General features: G+C 59.5%; 20 protein-coding genes. 1 reads left to right on the top strand and 19 read right to left on the bottom strand.

Going from position 1 to position 19,783, the window contains the following annotated elements:
* Positions 1-2 precede the first annotated feature (2 nt).
* The gene (locus tag PspR84_RS08380) at positions 3-3,134 is read right to left on the bottom strand and encodes an Ig-like domain-containing protein (protein ID WP_160056822.1); all 3,132 of its coding nucleotides are present in this window, start codon (positions 3,132-3,134) and stop codon (positions 3-5) included.
* A gap of 561 nt (positions 3,135-3,695) precedes the next feature.
* Here PspR84_RS08380 and PspR84_RS08375 point away from each other — a divergent pair.
* A complete protein-coding gene (locus PspR84_RS08375; RefSeq protein WP_008083868.1) occupies positions 3,696-4,055 on the top strand; it encodes a hypothetical protein in 360 nt (119 codons plus the stop codon).
* Positions 4,056-4,223: 168 nt separating this feature from the next.
* Here PspR84_RS08375 and PspR84_RS08370 read toward each other — a convergent pair whose 3' ends face one another.
* From PspR84_RS08370 to fliF, 18 genes are all read right to left on the bottom strand, one after another.
* Entirely contained in the window at positions 4,224-4,460 is a 237-nt protein-coding gene (locus PspR84_RS08370; protein ID WP_160056802.1) for a hypothetical protein, read from the bottom strand.
* A gap of 140 nt (positions 4,461-4,600) precedes the next feature.
* Positions 4,601-5,740 carry a flagellar biosynthesis protein FlhB gene (flhB, locus tag PspR84_RS08365; RefSeq protein ID WP_160056800.1) on the bottom strand — a complete coding sequence of 380 codons (1,140 nt, stop codon included), beginning with the start codon at positions 5,738-5,740 and terminating at the stop codon, positions 4,601-4,603.
* A gap of 3 nt (positions 5,741-5,743) precedes the next feature.
* On the bottom strand, positions 5,744-6,529 hold the full coding sequence (gene fliR, locus PspR84_RS08360; protein WP_038363857.1) for a flagellar biosynthetic protein FliR: 786 nt from the start codon (positions 6,527-6,529) through the stop codon (positions 5,744-5,746).
* Between the two features lie 3 nt (positions 6,530-6,532).
* Positions 6,533-6,802, bottom strand: a complete 270-nt coding sequence (gene fliQ / locus PspR84_RS08355) for a flagellar biosynthesis protein FliQ (RefSeq protein WP_007920026.1) — start codon at positions 6,800-6,802, stop codon at positions 6,533-6,535.
* Complete coding sequence (gene fliP, locus PspR84_RS08350; RefSeq protein ID WP_064121002.1) at positions 6,799-7,557, bottom strand: flagellar type III secretion system pore protein FliP; 759 nt, start codon at positions 7,555-7,557, stop codon at positions 6,799-6,801. Before fliP ends, fliQ begins: the two co-directional genes overlap by 4 nt.
* Positions 7,557-8,009: a flagellar biosynthetic protein FliO gene (gene fliO / locus PspR84_RS08345; protein WP_160056798.1), complete on the bottom strand. Its 453-nt coding sequence runs from the start codon at positions 8,007-8,009 to the stop codon at positions 7,557-7,559. The genes fliP and fliO overlap by 1 nt, the downstream gene beginning before the upstream one ends.
* Complete coding sequence (fliN, locus tag PspR84_RS08340) at positions 8,010-8,462, bottom strand: flagellar motor switch protein FliN (protein ID WP_162835973.1); 453 nt, start codon at positions 8,460-8,462, stop codon at positions 8,010-8,012. It abuts the gene before it with no gap.
* Positions 8,463-8,515: 53 nt separating this feature from the next.
* A complete protein-coding gene (gene fliM, locus PspR84_RS08335; protein WP_007920032.1) occupies positions 8,516-9,484 on the bottom strand; it encodes a flagellar motor switch protein FliM in 969 nt (322 codons plus the stop codon).
* Positions 9,485-9,493: 9 nt separating this feature from the next.
* Complete coding sequence (fliL, locus tag PspR84_RS08330; protein ID WP_007920033.1) at positions 9,494-9,997, bottom strand: flagellar basal body-associated protein FliL; 504 nt, start codon at positions 9,995-9,997, stop codon at positions 9,494-9,496.
* Between the two features lie 333 nt (positions 9,998-10,330).
* The gene (locus PspR84_RS08325; protein WP_160056796.1) at positions 10,331-11,698 is read right to left on the bottom strand and encodes a flagellar hook-length control protein FliK; all 1,368 of its coding nucleotides are present in this window, start codon (positions 11,696-11,698) and stop codon (positions 10,331-10,333) included.
* Positions 11,699-11,803: 105 nt separating this feature from the next.
* Entirely contained in the window at positions 11,804-12,151 is a 348-nt protein-coding gene (locus PspR84_RS08320) for an Hpt domain-containing protein (RefSeq protein ID WP_160056794.1), read from the bottom strand.
* A gap of 31 nt (positions 12,152-12,182) precedes the next feature.
* A complete protein-coding gene (locus PspR84_RS08315) occupies positions 12,183-13,886 on the bottom strand; it encodes a fused response regulator/phosphatase (protein WP_160056792.1) in 1,704 nt (567 codons plus the stop codon).
* Positions 13,887-13,891: 5 nt separating this feature from the next.
* Positions 13,892-14,197, bottom strand: a complete 306-nt coding sequence (locus PspR84_RS08310; protein WP_160056790.1) for an STAS domain-containing protein — start codon at positions 14,195-14,197, stop codon at positions 13,892-13,894.
* A 159-nt stretch (positions 14,198-14,356) separates the two neighbouring features.
* Positions 14,357-14,809 carry a flagellar export protein FliJ gene (gene fliJ, locus PspR84_RS08305; protein ID WP_160056788.1) on the bottom strand — a complete coding sequence of 151 codons (453 nt, stop codon included), beginning with the start codon at positions 14,807-14,809 and terminating at the stop codon, positions 14,357-14,359.
* Between the two features lie 6 nt (positions 14,810-14,815).
* On the bottom strand, positions 14,816-16,174 hold the full coding sequence (fliI, locus tag PspR84_RS08300) for a flagellar protein export ATPase FliI (RefSeq protein ID WP_160056786.1): 1,359 nt from the start codon (positions 16,172-16,174) through the stop codon (positions 14,816-14,818).
* Entirely contained in the window at positions 16,164-16,970 is an 807-nt protein-coding gene (fliH, locus tag PspR84_RS08295) for a flagellar assembly protein FliH (RefSeq protein ID WP_160056784.1), read from the bottom strand. The genes fliI and fliH overlap by 11 nt, the downstream gene beginning before the upstream one ends.
* A 4-nt stretch (positions 16,971-16,974) precedes the next feature.
* Positions 16,975-17,994 (bottom strand): flagellar motor switch protein FliG, encoded by a 1,020-nt coding sequence (gene fliG, locus PspR84_RS08290; RefSeq protein WP_007958288.1) that lies wholly within the window; start codon positions 17,992-17,994, stop codon positions 16,975-16,977.
* Complete coding sequence (fliF, locus tag PspR84_RS08285) at positions 17,987-19,774, bottom strand: flagellar basal-body MS-ring/collar protein FliF (protein ID WP_160056782.1); 1,788 nt, start codon at positions 19,772-19,774, stop codon at positions 17,987-17,989. The genes fliG and fliF overlap by 8 nt, the downstream gene beginning before the upstream one ends.
* Positions 19,775-19,783 lie beyond the last annotated feature (9 nt).

The following is a 19,783-nucleotide window of genomic DNA, read 5'->3' as shown; positions in this document are numbered from 1 at the left end:
GACTACGTCGGGAAATACCCCATTGCCCGAGAGCGAGTCGCCCCATCAGATAACAACACGTTGCGACTGCCCATGACCCCGTTGCTCACCAGCAACGAATGTTCGATTGCATACAAGTGCGGGTATGAAAGATTGGTCGAAACAAACCGCCCGTAATACAGGCCTCGCCCGCCATAAATGGGCGTCACGTCAACAAAGTTGTTATGCAAAATCCCCCATCCCATGGGTTGTCCACTGTTGTCCATGCTGACGGCACCGAACTGCCTGAACCAAGCGCCGGCCTCGGCTGCAGTCATGAAGGTATTGTTCAATATCAGCCGGTGGACATTCATCACACGCACCGGATAGGCAACCTGGTTTTCATCGGCATCCGTCACCGTGATGGTGGTTGATTGATTACTCAGCCCCGACACCTTGCCGTTGGCATCGACCGATGCTATGCCAGCATTGGCTGAACGATAGGAGTAAGGCGGCCGTCCACCCGTAGGCACGCGCATTTGCACATTGTTGACGACCTCTCGCTCGCGTAATCCATACGCTGCGCCGCCCAACAGTTTCCAGCCATTCAAAAGCATCGGCTGAGTATCAATCGCCAATTTCTCTGTGACTTTAACGGTATACCGCGCCACCGGAAGCACCAGTGCCGTGTCCTCACCATCAGAGCTGCCCAGTGCTATTTTGCAGGTCACCTCACAGTCAGAGAGATCCTTCAGATCATAGAACCAGCTTCGCGCGGCCTTGACGCTAATGCCTTGAGCGACTTCTTCGGCAGTCAACGCGGTACCGGGGCGCAATACCAAAGGCTTAGCGCCCTCGCTGCTGACCATGATCCAGACGCGCTGCCCGACCTCGGCTATCGGCAACGGCGGCTCGACCACGCATGTGAGGTCAGTCTGGATGATTCTCAGATCGATCAGCGGTACAGCCCCGGCTTCGACGATATGCGGCCGAGTCAGGACGGGATCACCGTCACTGATTGTCTTGACCGTCAACATCAACGGCCTGGACTGGATCGTCTTGCCATTTCTGATCAGCTCGTAAAGGACTTCAACCAGTTTTCCCAGATTTTCCGCAATGAATGAAGGCCGCAGCACAAAGAATGCAACGTTGTCAGCATTCAACTGCTGAGGAGCAAACGTCGGCGAGCCCTCTCCCGGCGCTCCTTTGACAATCAAACGCACTTGATCACCCGGGCGCGGACTGGCCAAATGGACGCGCGCGCGGGCACCTCCATTATTTTCCAACGGGTCAAGCACGCCATCTGGAGCGCGGCGGACAGTTGGCGGCTGCAACGACTGCGCCGGGTCGCCGATATACAACTCGAGCAATGCGGATGATTGCGGCAGCTCGTCTGGCCGCTCGATCCACCAAAGTAAACTGAAAAACTGCTCCCGATAGAACTTGATAGCCTCGCCGTCCAGCCAGAACTCCAGATCCTTACCTGCCCGGGTTTGATCAATCGGCAACTTGTCCCGAAACACTACCCCGCCCGCATCGCCCCGCCCCTCCACATGCACCACATCGCCCAGGCGGGTATACGAAGCTGCCGCGACCTGAATATCCGTTCCGTACGGCACTTGAGCAGGATTGAGCACACCATCGATGGCGCCAATGACCACTGGCGCAGGCAAGACGGGTTTGAAATCTTCCACACGCGCATTCAGCGCATCAGAAACCAGCGCAGGATTCAACGTGGCATGGTTGACCTCATACGAAACACCGACCGACCCTCGGATCAATGGAGCAATGTGGTTGCCAGTGACATTAAAGGCAATGGCTTGCCCCACCAAGCGATCGCTGACGTCGCGATACGTTTGATACAGGTGCGGACGCCCCGAGGCACTGGTCCCCAGCCACGTCAATGTGACTCTGAAGCCCTTTTTGATCCGGTCATCGGGCCCGCACAACACCGTGGTCCGGCTCAGCGCAGGATCGAGTGTGCCGCCGACCAGGTCCGGTATCTGCGGAGCCGGTAGTCGCAACGTCTTTCCTTGCAAGGTGAAGATGTAGACCTCTGAGCTATCCCGTGTGCCATCTGCTTGCGTGCGCAGGTAATCCACTTGCACCTGGCCGGAGGCGCTGGCAAGCACAACAGGATTGGGAACTTTAAAAGACTGAATGCCGAGACGAGTAATCGATTGCTCTTCACTGTGCTCGACCACTTCACCGCTCTGCGTTGTAGCCACCCATCGAAGCTGTAGTTTCTCTTTCAGCGCAAAACCGGGGCGCGTAATGATCTGAACCTCCAGGTCGTCGAATCCAACCGCATCAAGGCTGACCAGATCTTCATCGGCGAGAGGAACGAATACCGGATCGAGCCAGTTTTTGTCTGGATCGCTGACGACGGTCGTACGCTCCGAAAAATCACTGACGTTCTCCACCTGATCTTCGATCTGATAGACCACCACCGCCGGATTTGCGGGGCCCGCCTCCCGGATAATCTCTGGCGAAATGAAAACACTGATCTCTTTTCCGACCTCGCTCTCCAGCACCGTGTAGGGCGTGACAGCAACGCCGTGGAAACAGAGTTTCAACTTGTCCCCCTTGGTCATGAAGAGCCACGCAGAGATGATCGCCCAGACGCCCTCGGCAGCCACTTCCTCGTCAATGACTTGCCCGGGCTTCAACTGAAGTCGAGCCGGCTTGAGTCGTTGATGACCGGGCAAATCCGGCTCGGGATCGATGCCGCCCGGCGGATCGATCTTGAACAAGACGTCGAGTTGCGCCCCCTCCGGCGCCTGACCGCTTTTGCGCAAAATCTCGTAGCGCAAGGTATGCACGCCGGCCGGAACCAGCTTCGCAGCGATGTGCATCACCACATCGTGATTGCCGTGATCCGCAGGCAGCACCGACGTGGCAACCAGATTCTCATCGACGTACAGCCGAATGGTGTCGTCTTCGGCCATATTCAGATAGGCCTGAACCAGCACCCGAAGTCCATTGGCGCTTGTATGGAGCATGGGCCGATTGACCCCAACTTGCGCCGGCGGAAAATCGATACTTGTAAACTGTCCGGGAATATTGGGCGGGTACAACGAAAAAAGCCCCAGACCTCCGCTGGAGTCAAAAGGGGCAATGTCATGTTGCGTATCGTCGATAACGTCCTCAATCGGCATCACCATCAAACCAATCATTGCCCTGCTCCTGAAAAATTCCGTAGCGGTTTGCCAAGGATCTGCAGAGGCCATTGAAAACTTCACGAGAACATTCGACCACTGTCAGAACTAACAGGTGCGCGGGTTTTTCAGACGAATGGCACTGACACAGTTGGCGAAAAATACAATCTGGCGGAGTCGGCACATCGGCGCGGGAGGTGAAAACCGCGTTTTATTGCGCATTTAACTTCCATGTTTAAAAGACACCTCCAGACACGCCTTACAGGCTACAAATTCTTGCGCCATTGCCTACAGCTACGCCAGAATCCGCCGGCTTGTGCGCTTTGGGGTCGGGTTCTATTGTGGGTCGGTCGCTGACGAATCAGCGATCGGGTTTAGCGACTCGAACTCAAGTCAAAGGTGCATCGGCGTTCCAGGCTTCGTTGCGGATCTGTATTTTCGCGATTTCGTCATGGTGGCTGTATGCGGGAGACCCTCGGGTCTGCCGGGTGCCTTTGACCGGTTCGCTAACCTGCGTACAGCCGCCACCCACCTGTTTAGCGACAGGTTGTAGCGGCTCCACTTCAAAGGAGCGTCACCATGATCAAACCAACACCCAACCCACCCGAAACCGACCTCGCCTCTCCCTACGAATCCCTCGATTCAAAAAAGCTCAACGACGCCGCCGAACGCGCGCTCGATCACTACCTCTGCCCACCCGGCTCCACGCCACCGCCCCGTAAAACCCGCCGGATGTACGCCGTTACCGCTGACTTCAAAAACGAGGAGCTGCTGGCCGATGCCAGCGAAACACTCGCCTCAGCCAGAACCATCGCCCATGACTTTGCCCATCTCATACCCGCGTCGCAACGCAGGACGCTATTGGGAATTGCGCAACTGATCATGCTCGGCGAGTTGGCGGTGAATCGGGTGATGGATAATCTGGAGTTGCCGCAGTAGCGACACGCGATGATCGTTCCCACGCTCCTGCGTGGGAATGCCTCAACGGACGCTCCGCGTTCGGCTTTGGAAGGGACGCGGAGCGTCCCGGGCTGCATTCCTTTGCTGCGCGTGGGAACGATCATAAAAAACCGCCGCCCCGTTTTCAGCGGCTTTGCGATCGATTGCTCAATACCGAAGGATTTTCACTTTTCCATTCTTGTTCCTGGGCAATTCGAACTCGACCTCGCCGCCCACTTTGACGTTCGCCTGCCGGGCATCGGCCAATGGAATGCTGAATCGGTATTCTTTGGCGGTCAGAAAAAAACCGGTGGCCTCAGCAAAGGAAATACATCGTCCCGAGGGCTTCGGCGTGATGGTGCCTCTTCCGGTTTTTTCATCGTAGCTGCTGAAAATACCTTTCATTGTCTTGCTCCCTTGCACTCGCTCGCCTGACCGCGCCAGGTTCGCGGCGCCACCTTGCATCAAACTGCAAAATCACGGGAAGCGCACCTGTCAGAGTTGACAGTAATGGGGAGTCTCAGACCAATGGCTGCACAACAACGTCAGGAATCGCGGCGCAGATCCGGCGGAATCGGCAAATCGTCCTTGAGCGGATCCGGGCGTTTGCCTTTGCCGGCGCGGTACTGGCGGATCTGGTAGACGTAGGCCAAGACCTGAGCAACCGCCAGATACAGCCCGCCGGGGATTTCCTGCTCGAGTTCGGTGGAGTAATAGATCGAACGCGCCAGCCCCGGCGATTCGAGGAGCATGACGTTGTTGGCGACGGCGATTTCGCGGATTTTCAACGCGAGGAAGTCGCTGCCCTTGGCCAGCAGTACCGGGGCGCCGCCCTTCTCCGAGTCGTACTTGAGCGCGACGGCGTAGTGGGTCGGGTTGGTGATGACCACGTCGGCGTCGGGAATCGCCGCCATCATCCGCCGCTGGGACATCTCGCGCTGGGTCTGGCGGATGCGCTGTTTGACTTCTGGGCGCCCCTCCTGATCCTTGTGCTCGTCGCGCACTTCCTGCTTGGTCATCAGCAGTTTTTTGTGCGCTTCCCAGAGCTGCACCGGCACGTCGACGGCGGCGATGATGATCAGGCCGCAGGCCAGCCACAAAGTGCTCCAGCCGACCAGCGTGACGCTGTGAATGATCGCCATCTCAAGCGGCTCGTGAGCAATCCGCATCAAGTCATCGACATCCGACATCAGCACCACCAACGCCACCCCCAAGGTGACCAGAAACTTGGCCAGTGCCTTGAGCAGTTCGACCACAGCCTTGAACGAAAACATTCGCTTCAAGCCTGCCGCCGGGTTCATCCGGCTGAACTTGGGTGCCATGGAGCCGGCCGCAAACAACCAGCCCCCCAGGGAAATCGGCCCGATCAATGCGGCCAGCAATAGCGTGATCATGAACGGCTGGATGGCCACCAGCGCCATCTGACCCGACTTCAACAAAAATGCGCCCATGGAACCCTGATCCATGATCACCTCACGCGACAGCGTGAAGTTCAGGCGCATCAGCTCCATCAGGTCTTCAGCCAGCATGCCGCCGAACACCAGCAGCGCGCCGGCACCGGCCATCATCACGGCGAGGGTGTTGAGCTCTTTGGAACGGGCAATCTCACCCTTCTCACGGGAGTCCTTTTTACGTTTCTCCGTGGGGTCTTCTGTTTTGTCCTGACCGCTTTCGCTCTCTGCCATGACTCAGCGCGCCCGTGCCAGTTCGCGTAGCAGCTGCAAGGCTTCAGTGGCCAGCGGCTGGTACTGATTGAGAATATCCGCCAGGCCGACCCAGACGATAAACAAGCCGAGCACCAGGGTCAGCGGAAAACCGATGGAGAAAATGTTCAGTTGTGGCGCGGCGCGGGTCATCACGCCAAACGCGATGTTGACCACCAGCAACGCCGTCACCGCCGGCAACACCAGCAACAACGCGGCGCCAAGGACCCAGCCAAGTTTGCCGGCCAGCTCCCAGTAATGCGCGGTCATCAGACCGCTGCCGACCGGTAGCGTGGTGAAGCTTTCGGTGAGCACTTCGAAGACCACCAGGTGGCCGTTCATCGACAGGAACAGCAACGTCACCAGCATGGTGAAGAACTGCCCGATCACCGCCACCGAGACACCGTTGGCCGGATCGACCATTGAGGCGAAACCCATGCCCATCTGGATCGCGACAATCTGCCCGGCCACGGCAAACGCCTGGAAGAACAGCTGCAGGGAAAACCCGAGCACGGCACCGACCAGAATCTGTTCGGCAATCAACATCAAGCCACTGAGGTCCAACGGACTTACCGCTGGCATCGGCGGCAGGCTCGGGGCAATGCACACGGTGATCGCCACGGCGAAATACAGGCGTATCCGGCGTGACACCAGGGTGGTGCCAAACACCGGCATGACCATCAACATCGACGCCACGCGAAACAGCGGCAACATGAACGAGGCCACCCAGGTACTGATCTGGGTGTCGGTCAGCTGAAGCAGCGATTGCATGGCTTAGCCGATGACCATCGGGATGTTTTTGTACAACTGAATGATGTATTCCATGAACGTCTGCACGATCCACGGACCGGCGACGATCAACGTGACCAGCATCACCAGCAGACGCGGCAGGAAGCTCAAGGTCTGTTCGTTGATCTGTGTGGCAGCCTGAAACATCGCCACCAGCAGGCCGACCAGCAGACTCGGCACCACCAGAATCGCGACCATCAATGTGGTCAGCCAAAGGGCTTCACGAAAGATATCGACCGCAACTTCCGGCGTCATGGCGAGACACCTCCAAAACTGCTGGCCAGGGTGCCGATGATCAGCGCCCAGCCATCGACCAGCACGAACAGCATGATCTTGAACGGCAGCGAGATGATCAGCGGCGAGAGCATCATCATACCCATCGCCATCAGCACACTGGCCACGACGAGGTCGATGATCAGGAACGGAATGAAGATCATGAAACCGATCTGGAACGCGGTTTTCAGCTCGGAGGTGACGAACGCCGGCACCAGAATGGTCAGCGGCGCCTGATCCGGGGTGGCGATGTCGGTGCGCTTGGACAGGCGCATGAACAGCTCCAGATCACTGGTGCGGGTCTGGGCGAGCATGAAGTCCTTGATCGGTACCTGGGCTTTTTCTACCGCTTGCTGGGCGGTAAGTTTTTCCGCCAGATACGGTTGCAGCGCATCGTTGTTCACCCGGTCGAACACCGGGGCCATGATGAACATGGTGAGGAACAGCGCCATGCCGGTGAGGATCTGGTTCGACGGCGTCTGTTGCAGGCCGAGGGCCTGACGCAGGATCGAGAAGACAATGATGATCCGGGTGAAACTGGTCATCAGAATCACGGCCGCCGGAATGAAGCTCAGGGCGGTCATGATCAGCAGGATCTGCAGACTGACCGAATACTCCTGCGCGCCGTCGGCGTTGGTGCCCAGCGTGATCGCCGGGATCGACAACGGATCGGCGGCGAACGCCAGTGGCGCGGCCAGCAACAGGGCCAGCGTCAAGACGATGCGTAGCGCACCCATTACTTCGTATCCTTCTGATCCTTGCCGAGAATCTTCAGCAGATGCTGAGCAAATTCCGGAGTCGCTTTTTCACGGGTTACAGGCACGTCGACCGGTTCCTTGAGCACATGCAGCGCGGTGATGGTGCCCGGGCTCAAGCCGAGCAGAATCTGCTCGCTGCCAACCTGCACCAGCAGCAAACGGTCACGCGGACCGAGCGCGCGCGAACCGATCAGCTCGATCACCTGCCCCTTGCCGGCCGGACCTGCCTGCTGCACACGGCGCAGCAGCCAGGCGAGGAAGAAGATCACCCCCAGCACCAGCAACAGGCCGAACACCAGTTGCGTCAGTTGCCCGGCCACGCCGCTGCTGACCATCGGCGCGGTCGCGGCAGGCACCGTGGTGGCGGTCGACGGTTCGGCGGCCAGCACGCTCAGCGGCAATGCCAACAGAGCCCAGAGAAACCGTTTCACTCAGCGCAGCTTCTTGATGCGTTCGCTTGGGCTGATCACGTCAGTCAGGCGGATGCCGAACTTCTCGTTGACCACCACCACTTCACCGTGCGCAATCAGGGTGCCGTTGACCAGCACGTCCAACGGCTCACCGGCCAGACGATCAAGCTCAATCACCGAACCCTGATTGAGTTGCAGCAGGTTGCGGATGTTGATGTCGGTGCTGCCCACTTCCATCGAGATCGATACCGGGATGTCGAGGATCACGTCCAGGTTCGGGCCGTCGAGGGTCACCGGATCGTTGTTCTTCGGCACGCTGCCGAACTCTTCCATCGGCAGACGCGAGCCGCTGGCTGCGTCGGCGGCCAGCAGGGCGTCGATGTCAGCCTGACCATCACCGGTTTCTTCCAGGGCAGCAGCCCATTCGTCAGCCAGTGCCTGGTCGTCCTGGGCGTTCATATCGTCGTTCATCATTTGTCCTCGGCGGGCAAAAATTCAGTTAAATGCTTGGGGGTTGGAGCGCCGCTTCAGCGACGCTCGATCGGCTCGATCACCTGCAACGCGAGGTTGCCTTTGTGCGAGCCCATCTTGACCTTGAAGGCCGGCACGCCGTTGGCGCGCATGATCATTTCGTCCGGCATTTCGACCGGGATCACATCCCCCGGCTGCATGTGCAGGATGTCGCGCAATTTCAACTGGCGACGCGCGACGGTGGCACCGATCGGCACGTCAACGTCGAGCACGTCCTGGCGCAGGGCGTTGACCCAGCGCTCGTCCTGATCGTCGAGGTCGGACTGGAAGCCGGCGTCGAGCATTTCGCGCACCGGCTCGATCATCGAGTACGGCATGGTCACGTGCAGGTCGCCGCCACCGCCATCGAGCTCGATGTGGAAGGTGGAGACCACAATCGCTTCGCTCGGGCCGACGATGTTGGCCATGGCCGGGTTCACTTCCGAGTTGATGTACTCGAAATTGACTTCCATGATCGCCTGCCAGGCTTCTTTCAAATCGACGAAGGCCTGTTCCAGCACCATGCGCACTACGCGCAGTTCGGTCGGGGTGAATTCACGCCCTTCGATCTTGGCGTGACGGCCGTCGCCGCCGAAGAAGTTGTCCACCAGTTTGAACACCAGTTTGGCGTCAAGGATGAACAGCGCGGTGCCGCGCAACGGTTTGATCTTGACCAGGTTGAGGCTGGTCGGTACGTACAGCGAGTGCACGTATTCGCCGAACTTCATCACCTGCACGCCACCGACGGCAACGTCCGCCGAGCGGCGCAGCATGTTGAACATGCTGATGCGGGTGTAGCGGGCAAAACGCTCGTTGATCATTTCCAGAGTCGGCATGCGTCCACGGACGATGCGATCCTGACTGGTCAGGTCGTAGCTTTTGACACTGCCGGGTTCGGCAGCGTTATCGGTCTGTACCAGACCATCGTCGACGCCATGCAACAGCGCGTCGATTTCATCCTGGGACAGCAGATCCTGCACGGCCATGTCGTGTTCCTACTGCAGTACGAAATTAGTGAAAAGCAACTGTTCGATCACCACTTTGCCCAGCTCTTTCTGCGCCACTTCCTGGACGCTGGCGGTGGCCTTCTGGCGCAACATCTCCTGCCCGACCGGGGTCGCCAAGGTGGCGAAATCCTGACCGGAGAAGAGCATCACCAGGTTGTTGCGGATTACCGGCATGTGCACTTTGAGCGCTTCCAGATCGGCCTGATTACGCGCCAGCATGGTGATGCTCACCTGCATGTAGCGCTGACGGCCGTTCTGGTTGTAGTTGGCGACAAAGGCCGGCGCCATCGGTTCGAAGATCGCTGGCTGCTTGCCGACGGGCGCTGCATCAGCGGCCTCGGCAGGCTTGCTCTGGGCACTGTGCATGAAGAACCAGGTCGCCCCCACGGATGCACCAATGGCCAACAGCAACGCCAGCACGATCACAATGATCAGCTTGAGTTTGCCTTTGGTTGCGGGGTCTTTCACTGCTGCGGTTTCGCTCTTCGCCATGCCAATAATCCGTCACTATTCGGGTTTTCACAGTCGCACGGCAAGGCAAGAGCAAGTGTTATGCCAGAAGTGTCGGTAGTAGTGGAGACAACGCTAAAGTCAAAGTCAAAGGCACCCTCACCCCAGCCCTCTCCCGGAGGGAGAGGGAGCCGACCGAGTTGCTTTGTCGTGATACGTCGACCTGAAAGACCGAGTCGATTAGGGAGTCATCCATCAAGTCTTGGCGATCATGGATTCACAGACGCTATTTCAAGTCGGTGTAAATCTCCAATATCCCCCGATCAGTCCCCTCTCCCTCTGGGAGAGGGCTAGGGTGAGGGGCTCTTGATTTGATCAGGCGTAATAGTCGACGGCGCTGGTGCCAATCACGCTGGTGGTTTGAGCAGCGGCGTCAGCAATGGTGGCAGGCGCCAACTCTTCATCCGCCGAATCGAGGCGACCACCGGCAGCGCTGGTGCGACCACTCTGGCCCTGCTGTGCCTGCTCCTGACCTTGCTGCCCCTGCCAGCCACGGCTCTGGTCGGAGACATTGACGTCGACCTGGCCCATGCCCTGCTGGTTGAACATCTCGCGCAAACGATGCATCTGTCCGTCGAGTGCTTCACGCACGCTCGGATGCGCACTCATGAACGTCACTTGGGTCTGCTGATCCGGGACCATGTTGACGCGGATGTCCAGGCGCCCCAGTTCGGCCGGCTGCAACTGAATGTCCGCCGCTTTCAGATTGGCGCTCGACAGATACATGACGCGGTTGACCACTTCTTCGGTCCAACCGCTCTGGTGCATGGCGATTGGCTGGTTCACCGGCACGGCGTTCGCGGTCTTCGGCGTGGCGGCCTGCGTCAATGCCGCCAGACGGTTGGCGAAGTCATCCACGCGGGTATCGCTGGTGGCGGTTTTGAGGTCTTTGAGGCCATCGTCGATCAAACCGCTGAAGGCTTTTTCGCCGCCCTGGCTGGTGCTGTCCTTGTCGGCTTGTACGTCGAGCATGCTGGCCATGCCAGCAGCGAAGTTCTGCGCCGCAGTCAATTCGCCGTCGGCCTGTGCCTGAGCCGGCGAAGCCTTCGGTTGTGCCTGGCTGGCAGCGGAAATGTGCCCGCCCTGCTCCATCGCCATACGCACGGCCGGCATCGAGTCGAGGGGGTCGGCCGCAGGATCGAAATCGCTGTCGGTGGTCGGTGCCGGATCTTTGACCGTACCCGGCAACGCGGCGAGCGCAGGGTTTTCGGTTTCAGGCTGCGCAGAGGTTACAGCCGGGGCCGGCACCACAGGCGCCGTCACCACAGGCTGCACAGCGGTGGCCAATGCCGGATCGAGCGTCGGGTCGACCGGCGCAGCATCCACTACTGGAGCCTGAGGAGTGTCCGTGCTGTCGTCGCTGCTGGCGGTGGTGTCATCGGTTGCCGCCGTTTTATCGGCAGGCAAGTCGTTGCCGCTATCGGCAACCGCCGGTTGCGCAGCGGCAGACTGATCCTTGCCGACTTCCTTTTTACCGCTGTTGTCAGCGACTTTGTCACGCGACGACTTGGGCGAGTTGTCAGCGCTGGCAACCGGCTTGCTCGATCCCTGATCGGCGAACACTTTCGCGAAGCTTGAGGCTTTATCCCCGGTATCTACGGCCATGGCCGACGTTTTGGCCGAGGCGGCTTGCGCCTTGGCCTGAGCGGCATTCTGAAGAAGGATGTTGGGGGTCGCAGGCATGAAACGGTCTCCGCTGCACTGGGATCGTAGGTACAGTTGGGGGAGATAGCTGCAAGTGCCGGGCCAGTTTTGTCCGACGCTTGTGAAAAGCGCCGGACGGTGAGGTCAGTGAGTGGTGGCGTGCTGTCGCTCGTCTTCGTAAACAGAGCGAACCTCAGCGAATTCGACGCTGATATCAGCGACCAGCCTTACGATCTCGGCGGGACTTTTGTCTTTGGCGTTTGATTCCAGCTCCTGGCAAAGCGTCGCCAGTCGAACCGCACCCATATTGCTTGCGCTGCCCTTGAAGCTATGGGCAACTTCCGACAGTTCCTTGGCATCTGCAGTCTCTTGCAATTGCTCCAGGCGAATTTTCGAATCACTCAGAAAGGTGTCCAGCAAATCCGGATAGCTGTCTTCCATAACGTCGCGCAAGGTGTCGAGCACTTCGCGATCTACATGTATGTCAGTCACTTGCTCACTCCTTGATCAAGAATTGCGCGGATTATGCCTCAACCTCCCAGCAAAACTCCACGCGAGCACTACGACCTTCGTCCGACCAACTGGCGTTAAGCCCCAATTGTCTGACCAGACTGACGCCACGCCCCGACAAACGGACACCGTCCAGCGGCCGCTGCATGACCCGCGCCACATCAAAACCCTTGCCGCTGTCTTCCACGCAAATCACCAGACAACCGCCCTCGCCCCGTGGCTGCACCTGCAAATGCACGCGCACGAAACCGTCCTGCAGCGCCTCCAGCCGATCATTGCGCTGCTGATAATACTGAGCAAAACCCGCCGCATCGCGCTTGAGACTGGAGTCCAGCCCCAGCACGCCGTGCTCCAGCGCGTTGGAATACAACTCGGCGAGCACACTGTATAAAGCGCCACTCTGCGCCCGCAGCCCATGCACCTCAAGCAGCAACTGCAACAGGTACGGCAACGGATTGAAACGTTTGAGCGTGGCGCCGCGAAACTCGAAACTCACCGACCAGTCCAGCGGACAAGACTGGCCGCTGTCGGAGTACAACGGCGCCGACGGTTTGACCTGCGCCGGCTCCAGCAGGCTGACCTCGACCATGCTGACGTCGTCGCGCGCCTCGCCGCGAAAATCCCGCAGCGCCTGTTCGATGTCCTCGAACAATCGGTCAGGCTCGCGATTGGCGGCGAACACTTGCTGTAAACGCTCGACACCGAACAGTTGATCACTGGCATCACTGGTGTCGATCACCCCGTCCGACAACAGAAAGACCCGATCACCAGCGCCCATCGGATGCACTTCAGTACGATCATCGAACGCCTGCGCGCTCAGTACGCCCAACGGCAAGTGCCGCGCCGCCAGCGGCACACGCTCACCGCTGACAATCCGATGCAGATAGCCGTCAGGCATGCCGCCGTTCCACACTTCGACCGAACGCCGCTGAAAACTCAGACACAGCAGCGTGGCGCAGCAGAACATGTCCACCGGCAGGATGCGTTTGAGTTTGGCGTTCATTTCGCGCAGGGTTTCAGCGAGGCCGTAGCCCTTGGCGGTCATGCCGTAGAAGACTTCGGCGAGCGGCATGGCACCCACTGCTGCCGGCAGCCCGTGACCGGTGAAATCGCCGAGCAGCACATGCATGTCACCGGCCGGCGTGTAGGCTGCCAGCAGCAGGTCACCGTTGAACAGCGCATAAGGTGATTGCAGGTAGCGGATGTTCGGCGCACTCAGGCAACCGGAATGGGCGACCTTATCGAACACCGCTTTGGCCACGCGCTGTTCGTTGAGCAGGTAATCATGGTGTTTGGCGATCAGGTCGCGCTGTTGCAAGACAGTCGCCTGCAAACGGCGCAAGCGATCCATCGCCTTGATTTTGGCGGCGAGAATCACCTGGTTGTAGGGCTTCGCCAGAAAGTCGTCGCCGCCAGCCTCCAGACAACGGGCCAGCGCTTCGCTTTCGGTCAGCGAGGTGAGAAAGATGATCGGCACTAGCATCTCGCCCGCCAACGCCTTGATCTGCCGCGCCGCTTCGAAGCCATCCATGACCGGCATCATCGCGTCCATCAGCACCAGATCGGGTTGCTGCCGGCGAAACAGATCGACCGCTTCGGCACCGTTGGCCGCCGTCAGGACTTCATGGCCCTGGCGGCGAACGATGGTCGAGAGCAGCAGGCGGTCGGCGGCACTGTCTTCTGCGATCAGGATAATCAGCGGCTCTTGCGCCAGCATGGCCGTCAACTGATGTCGAAGAGTTTGTCGAAATTGGAGATGGCGAGGATCTTGCGCACGTCGGAGCTGCTGTTCACCACCCGCACATCCGAGTTATCGCCACCGGCGTGATCCCTCAGCAGGAGCAGCATGCCCAATGCGGAGCTATCGAGATAGGTGGCCTCTTTCAGATCAACCACGATGGAGTCGGGCTTCTTGGCAAGATGCTCGTAGGACTCACGAAATTCCTGATGGCGACCGAAATCGAATCGCCCCTTGACCGAGATCGTCAGTTTTTGACCATCTGGAGAGACTTCTGTAACGACTGACATTGACTGGCTTCCTTGTCATTGACGAACCTGTACAAGGTTTAGCACCTGCACAGAGTTGCAGCAAGGTTAGAAGCCAGATCAAAAGATCGCAGCCTTCGGCAGCTCCTACACTGATCCCCCTGTAGGAACTGCCGAAGGCTGCGATCTTTTGATCTTGTTTTAAAAGGGATTCTGGCGGGGCAAGCGCTGCGACAACTCGTCGAGCAGCTTCTGCTCGCGCTTGTCTTCGAGGCGTTGCGCCTCTTCGCGATAACGCTGCACCAGTTTGCGCAGACCTTCGACCTTGGCAAACGCCTGTTGCCATTCCTCACGCGCCTTGTCGAGTTTGTTCTGGTGCCAGACCAGGCTCTGCCGCTGCTGATCAACAGCAGTGTCGAGCTGCGCCAGAAAGCCCTGAAAGCCCAGTAACCATTGCCCGCTCACGCCGGTGGCGCCGCGCACGATCCATTGCTCGGAATAATCCAGACGAAAGGCATTGAGGTCAGCCAGTTTGCTTTCCGCAACTTTTACCTGACCCTGAAAATAGCCCAGGCGTTGAACGGCGGCTTTCTCGGCCTGTTCGGCCATGTCCACCACCGGCGCCAGACGCGCGGCTCGACTGACGGCAGCCATGGCCGGTTAGCCGCCCGCCGCTGGGGCAAACAGGGTTGCGAGGTAAGCCTGGCTTTCGCCCATGTTGATTTTGTCGTTGAGGCCCTGACGCTGGTAGCGAACCAATTGTGGTTGCAGGGAGATCGCCAGATCGGTCTCGCGATCGCCGCCGGCAACGTAGGCGCCAACGCTGATCAGATCGCGACTCTGCTGATAACGCGACCACAACTGTTTGAAGTACTGCGCGCGCTGCATGTGCTCTGGCGAAACCACCGCTGGCATCACCCGGCTGATCGACGCTTCGATGTCGATGGCCGGATAGTGACCCTCTTCAGCCAAGCGCCGCGACAACACGATGTGGCCGTCGAGCACGCCTCGGGCCGAGTCGGCAATCGGATCCTGCTGGTCATCGCCTTCGGACAGCACGGTGTAGAACGCGGTAATCGAACCACCGCCCTTCTCTGCGTTACCGGCGCGCTCGACCAGTTTCGGCAATTTGGCGAACACCGATGGCGGATAACCCTTGGTCGCGGGCGGCTCGCCGATGGCCAAAGCGATTTCCCGCTGCGCCTGAGCGAAACGGGTCAGCGAATCCATCAGCAACAGGACGTTCTTGCCCTTGTCGCGGAAATACTCGGCGATGCGCGTGCAATACATCGCAGCGCGCAGACGCATCAACGGCGCATCGTCCGCTGGCGAGGCAACCACCACGGAACGCTTGAGGCCTTCTTCACCGAGGCTGTGCTCGATGAATTCCTTAACTTCGCGACCCCGCTCGCCGATCAGGCCGACGACGATGATGTCGGCCTCGGTGAAGCGGGTCATCATGCCCAACAGCACGGACTTACCGACACCGGTACCGGCGAACAGACCGAGACGCTGGCCGCGACCGACCGTCAGCAAACCGTTGATGCAACGGATACCGACATCCAGCGGCACGCTGATCGGGTCACGGTTGAGCGGGTTGATCGTCGGGCCGTCCATCGGCACCCAGTCTTCGGCTTTCATGCCGCCCTTGCCATCCAGCGCACGGCCCGCACCGTCGAGGACGCGACCGAGCATGCTCATGCCCATCGGCAAACGACCGGTATCAGCCAGTGGCACCACGCGAGCGCCAGGGGCGATGCCGGCGACACTGCCGACCGGCATCAGAAAGACTTTGCTGCCGGAAAAGCCCATGACTTCCGCTTCCACCTGGGAGGGGTGATAGCTGTCGTCATTGATCACCAGGCAGCGCGTGCCCATGGCCGCGCGAAGGCCTTCGGCTTCGAGGGTGAGGCCGACCATGCGCAGCAGGCGGCCTTCAAGAATCGGCGCACCGGCAATCTCGGTGGCCTCAGCGTAAGTGCTCAGGCGCTTGGCGAAACTGGTGCGTTCAAGGCGCATCGGGTTCGTCCGCGAGCGGCTCTTCAGGCGAGGCCGCCGGTTTTACGTCTTCTGGAATGTCCAGAGTCAGATCCGCTTCAGCAGGGTGCAAAGCCTGCTCGTGCAACTGATCGAACAGTTTGGCCATGACCTGAGTAACGCGGGTTTCAATGCTCGCATCAATGCGGCTGTGCTCGGTTTCAACCCGGCAGCCACCCGGCAGCAGCGATTCATCTTCGACGATGCGCCAGTTTTCCTCATGACGTTCGCGCAAGGCCTTGGCCTGCTCGAAGTCCTGCGGATTGACGTACAGACGCACGTTATCGACGCCCAGCGGCAACAGCTTGAGGGCATCACGCATGACGTGTTCGATCTGGCTGGAATCGATGGCCAGTTCGCGCTTGATCACCTGTTTGGTGATGTGTTGCACGAGGTCGACCAGCGACTTTTCGATCTGCGTGTCTTGCTCAGCGATGGGTTCGAACAGGTTCGCCATCAACTGCTCAAGGCTGGCAAGTTTTGCCGCCAACGCCACTTCAGCTTCCTGACGGACCTTGAGCGTGGCACTGTGAAAACCTTCCTTTTCGCCGATGCCGAAGCCCTCGTTGTAAGCCTCCTGACGGATGCTTTCGAGTTCTTCCAGAGTCAGTGGCTGGACTTCTTCCAGCGGCACTTCTTCCATTTCCGGCGGTTCGGGTTCCGGCTCAGGCTCGGGTTCCGGCTTCGGCGGATCGAAGCTGGGCATGGCCCAGGATTCGAAACCACGGACATCGCGGGCACGGATCAGATCCGTCACATCGTCGTCGTGCTTGTCCATGGGCTTAGATCATTTCCTCGCCACCTTTGCCACCGAGGACGATTTCGCCGGCTTCGGCCATACGACGGGCAATGGTGAGGATTTCTTTCTGTGCGGTTTCGACGTCGCTGACGCGTACCGGGCCTTTGGCCTCGAGGTCGTCGCGCAACAGTTCGGCAGCACGTTTGGACATGTTCTTGAAGATCTTCTCTTTGACGCCTTCGTCGGAACCCTTGAGGGCCAGCACCAGCACGTCGGAAGACACTTCGCGCAGCAACGCCTGAATGCCACGGTCGTCGACATCGGCGAGGTTGTTGAACACGAACATGAGGTCTTCGATCTGACCGGACAGGTCTTCGTCGACTTCGCGGATCGAGTCCATGAGCTGGCCTTCGATCGAGCTGTCGAGGAAGTTCATGATGTCCGCCGCACGCTTGATGCCACCCAGGGTGGTGCGCGAGGCATTCGAGTTGCCGGAGAACTGCTTCTCGAGAATCTGGTTGAGCTCTTTCAATGCTGCTGGCTGTACGGTGTTCAACGACGACACGCGCAGGATGATGTCCAGACGCACCTTGTGGTCGAAGTTGCCCAGCACTTCACCGGCCTGATCCGGGTCGAGGTACGCGACCACGATCGCCTGAATCTGCGGGTGTTCGTAACGGATCACGTCGGCAACGGCGCGCGGCTCCATCCATTTCAGGCTGTCGAGGCCACTGGTGTTGCCACCGAGCAGGATGCGGTCGATCAGGCCGTTGGCCTTGTCTTCACCCAGGGCCTGGGTGAGCATTTTGCGCACGTAGTCGTCGGAACCGACACCCAGGCTGGTCTGGTCGCCGACGATGTCGACGAACTCGCTCATGACCTGCTCGACCTGTTCGCGATGGACGTTGCCCATCTGCGCCATGGCCACACCCACACGCTGAACCTCTTTCGGGCCCATGTGGCGCAGCACTTGCGCAGCATCGGTCGAACCCAGGGACAGCAGCAGAATTGCGGCTTTGTCGACCCGGGACAGTTTAGCGACAGCGGCTCGGTTATCACTCATCTGCGTTAATCCACTCTTTCACGACCTGGGCCACGCGACCCGGGTCTTCTGCCACCAGACTCTTGATTGCATTCAGTTGCGCGTCATAACCCTCACTCGGGCTCGGCAACAGAATGCTCTGCGGACCACCGAGGCTCACGCGGTCGTTGGAAAGTTCGCCGTCCAGGCCGCCCATGCCACCGAGTTCCACGTCGCTGCCAAGACCGGCCAGCTCCTTGCCTTTGCCGCCGCCGGTGATGTTGTTGAGCACCGGACGCAGCACACCAAACACCAGCACCAGGATGAACAACACACCCAGCACTTGTTTGACGATGTCCCAGAACCATGGCTGGGAGTAGAACGGAATATCGGCAATCACTTCGCCGCGCTCGGCAGAGAACGGCATGTTGATCACGCTGACGCTGTCGCCACGGCTGGCGTCGAAACCGACGGCATCCTGGACCAGACGAGTGAAGCGCGCCAATTCGTCGGCGCTCCACGGCGTACGGCTGGTTTCGCCGTTGGCCGCGTTGACCTTGACCTGATCGTCGACAACAACCGACACCGACAGACGATTCAGGCGACCCTGCTGCTGTTTGGTGTGGCTGATGGAACGGTCGAGCTCGAAGTTCTTGGTCGATTGTTGACGCTTGTCTGCCGGGTACGGCGCGAGCATCGGCTGGCCGGTGGCCGGGTCCATGATCTGCTGACCGTTGGCGTCAACCAACGGCTGACCTGGCTGCACCATCGCGGCTGGCGCTGCGGCACCACCGGTGGTTTGCGGCGCCGAGGCTGGCGACGGCGGCTGGTTGCTCAGGGCACCCGGCACACCTTGCGGGCCATTGCTGGCGGTGCGTTGTTCGTTGACCGACTGCTCGCTGCGCAACGCCGGTTGATCCGGGTTGAACTGCTCGGCCGTCGACTCGACAGCGTTGAAATCGATGTCAGCCGAAACTTCCGCCTTATAGCGATCGTTGCCCAATACCGGTTGCAGAATGTTGTGCACGCGCTGGGTGAGCATGCTTTCCATGCGGCGGCTGTAATCGAACTGCTTGCCGGCCATGGTCATTTCGGAGTTTTCCGCCTGATCAGAGAGCAGGTTGCCCTTCTGGTCGACGACGGTGATCTGCGATTTGCTCAACTCGGGAACAGAAGTCGCCACCAGGTTGATGATCGCAATCACCTGACCCGGCTCCAGCGAACGACCGGAGTACAACTCGATCAGCACCGAAGCGCTTGGCTTGCGCTCGTCACGGACGAACACCGAGCTTTTCGGAATCGCCAGGTGCACGCGGGCACCCTTGACGTTGTTCAGGCTGGAAATGGTCCGCGCCAGTTCACCTTCGAGGCCGCGACGATAACGCGTCGCTTCCATGAACTGGCTGGTGCCCAGCCCCTGTTCCTTGTCGAGGATTTCGAAACCGATATTGCCGTCGCTGGGAGTGACACCAGCAGCCGCGAGTTTCATCCGCGCACGGGACAGGTCGTCGGCCTTGACCAGCAAGGCGCCGGAGTTCGGTTCGACGTTGTAAGGAATGTCGGCGGCGGCCAGGGTTTCCATGACCTGCTTGGCGTCCATGCCGGCAAGGCTGCCGTACAACGGACGGTAATCCGGCTGCTGCGACCACAGCACCACGGCAAAGCCAATCGCCACGCTCGCAGCCAGGCCGACCAACAGGCCCACCTGACGCAGCATGGTCATCTCGGAGAGGTTTTCCAGGAAGGACAGGCCGAACAGCGGCGGTTTGCCGTCTATCGGGGTGGCCTTGGCCGGAACGTTATCGGCGACTGCTTCTGCCATGACTCAATC

The organism is Pseudomonas sp. R84, from assembly GCF_009834515.1.
Lineage (GTDB): Bacteria > Pseudomonadota > Gammaproteobacteria > Pseudomonadales > Pseudomonadaceae > Aquipseudomonas.
This window is presented reverse-complemented; position numbering and strand designations above follow the sequence as displayed.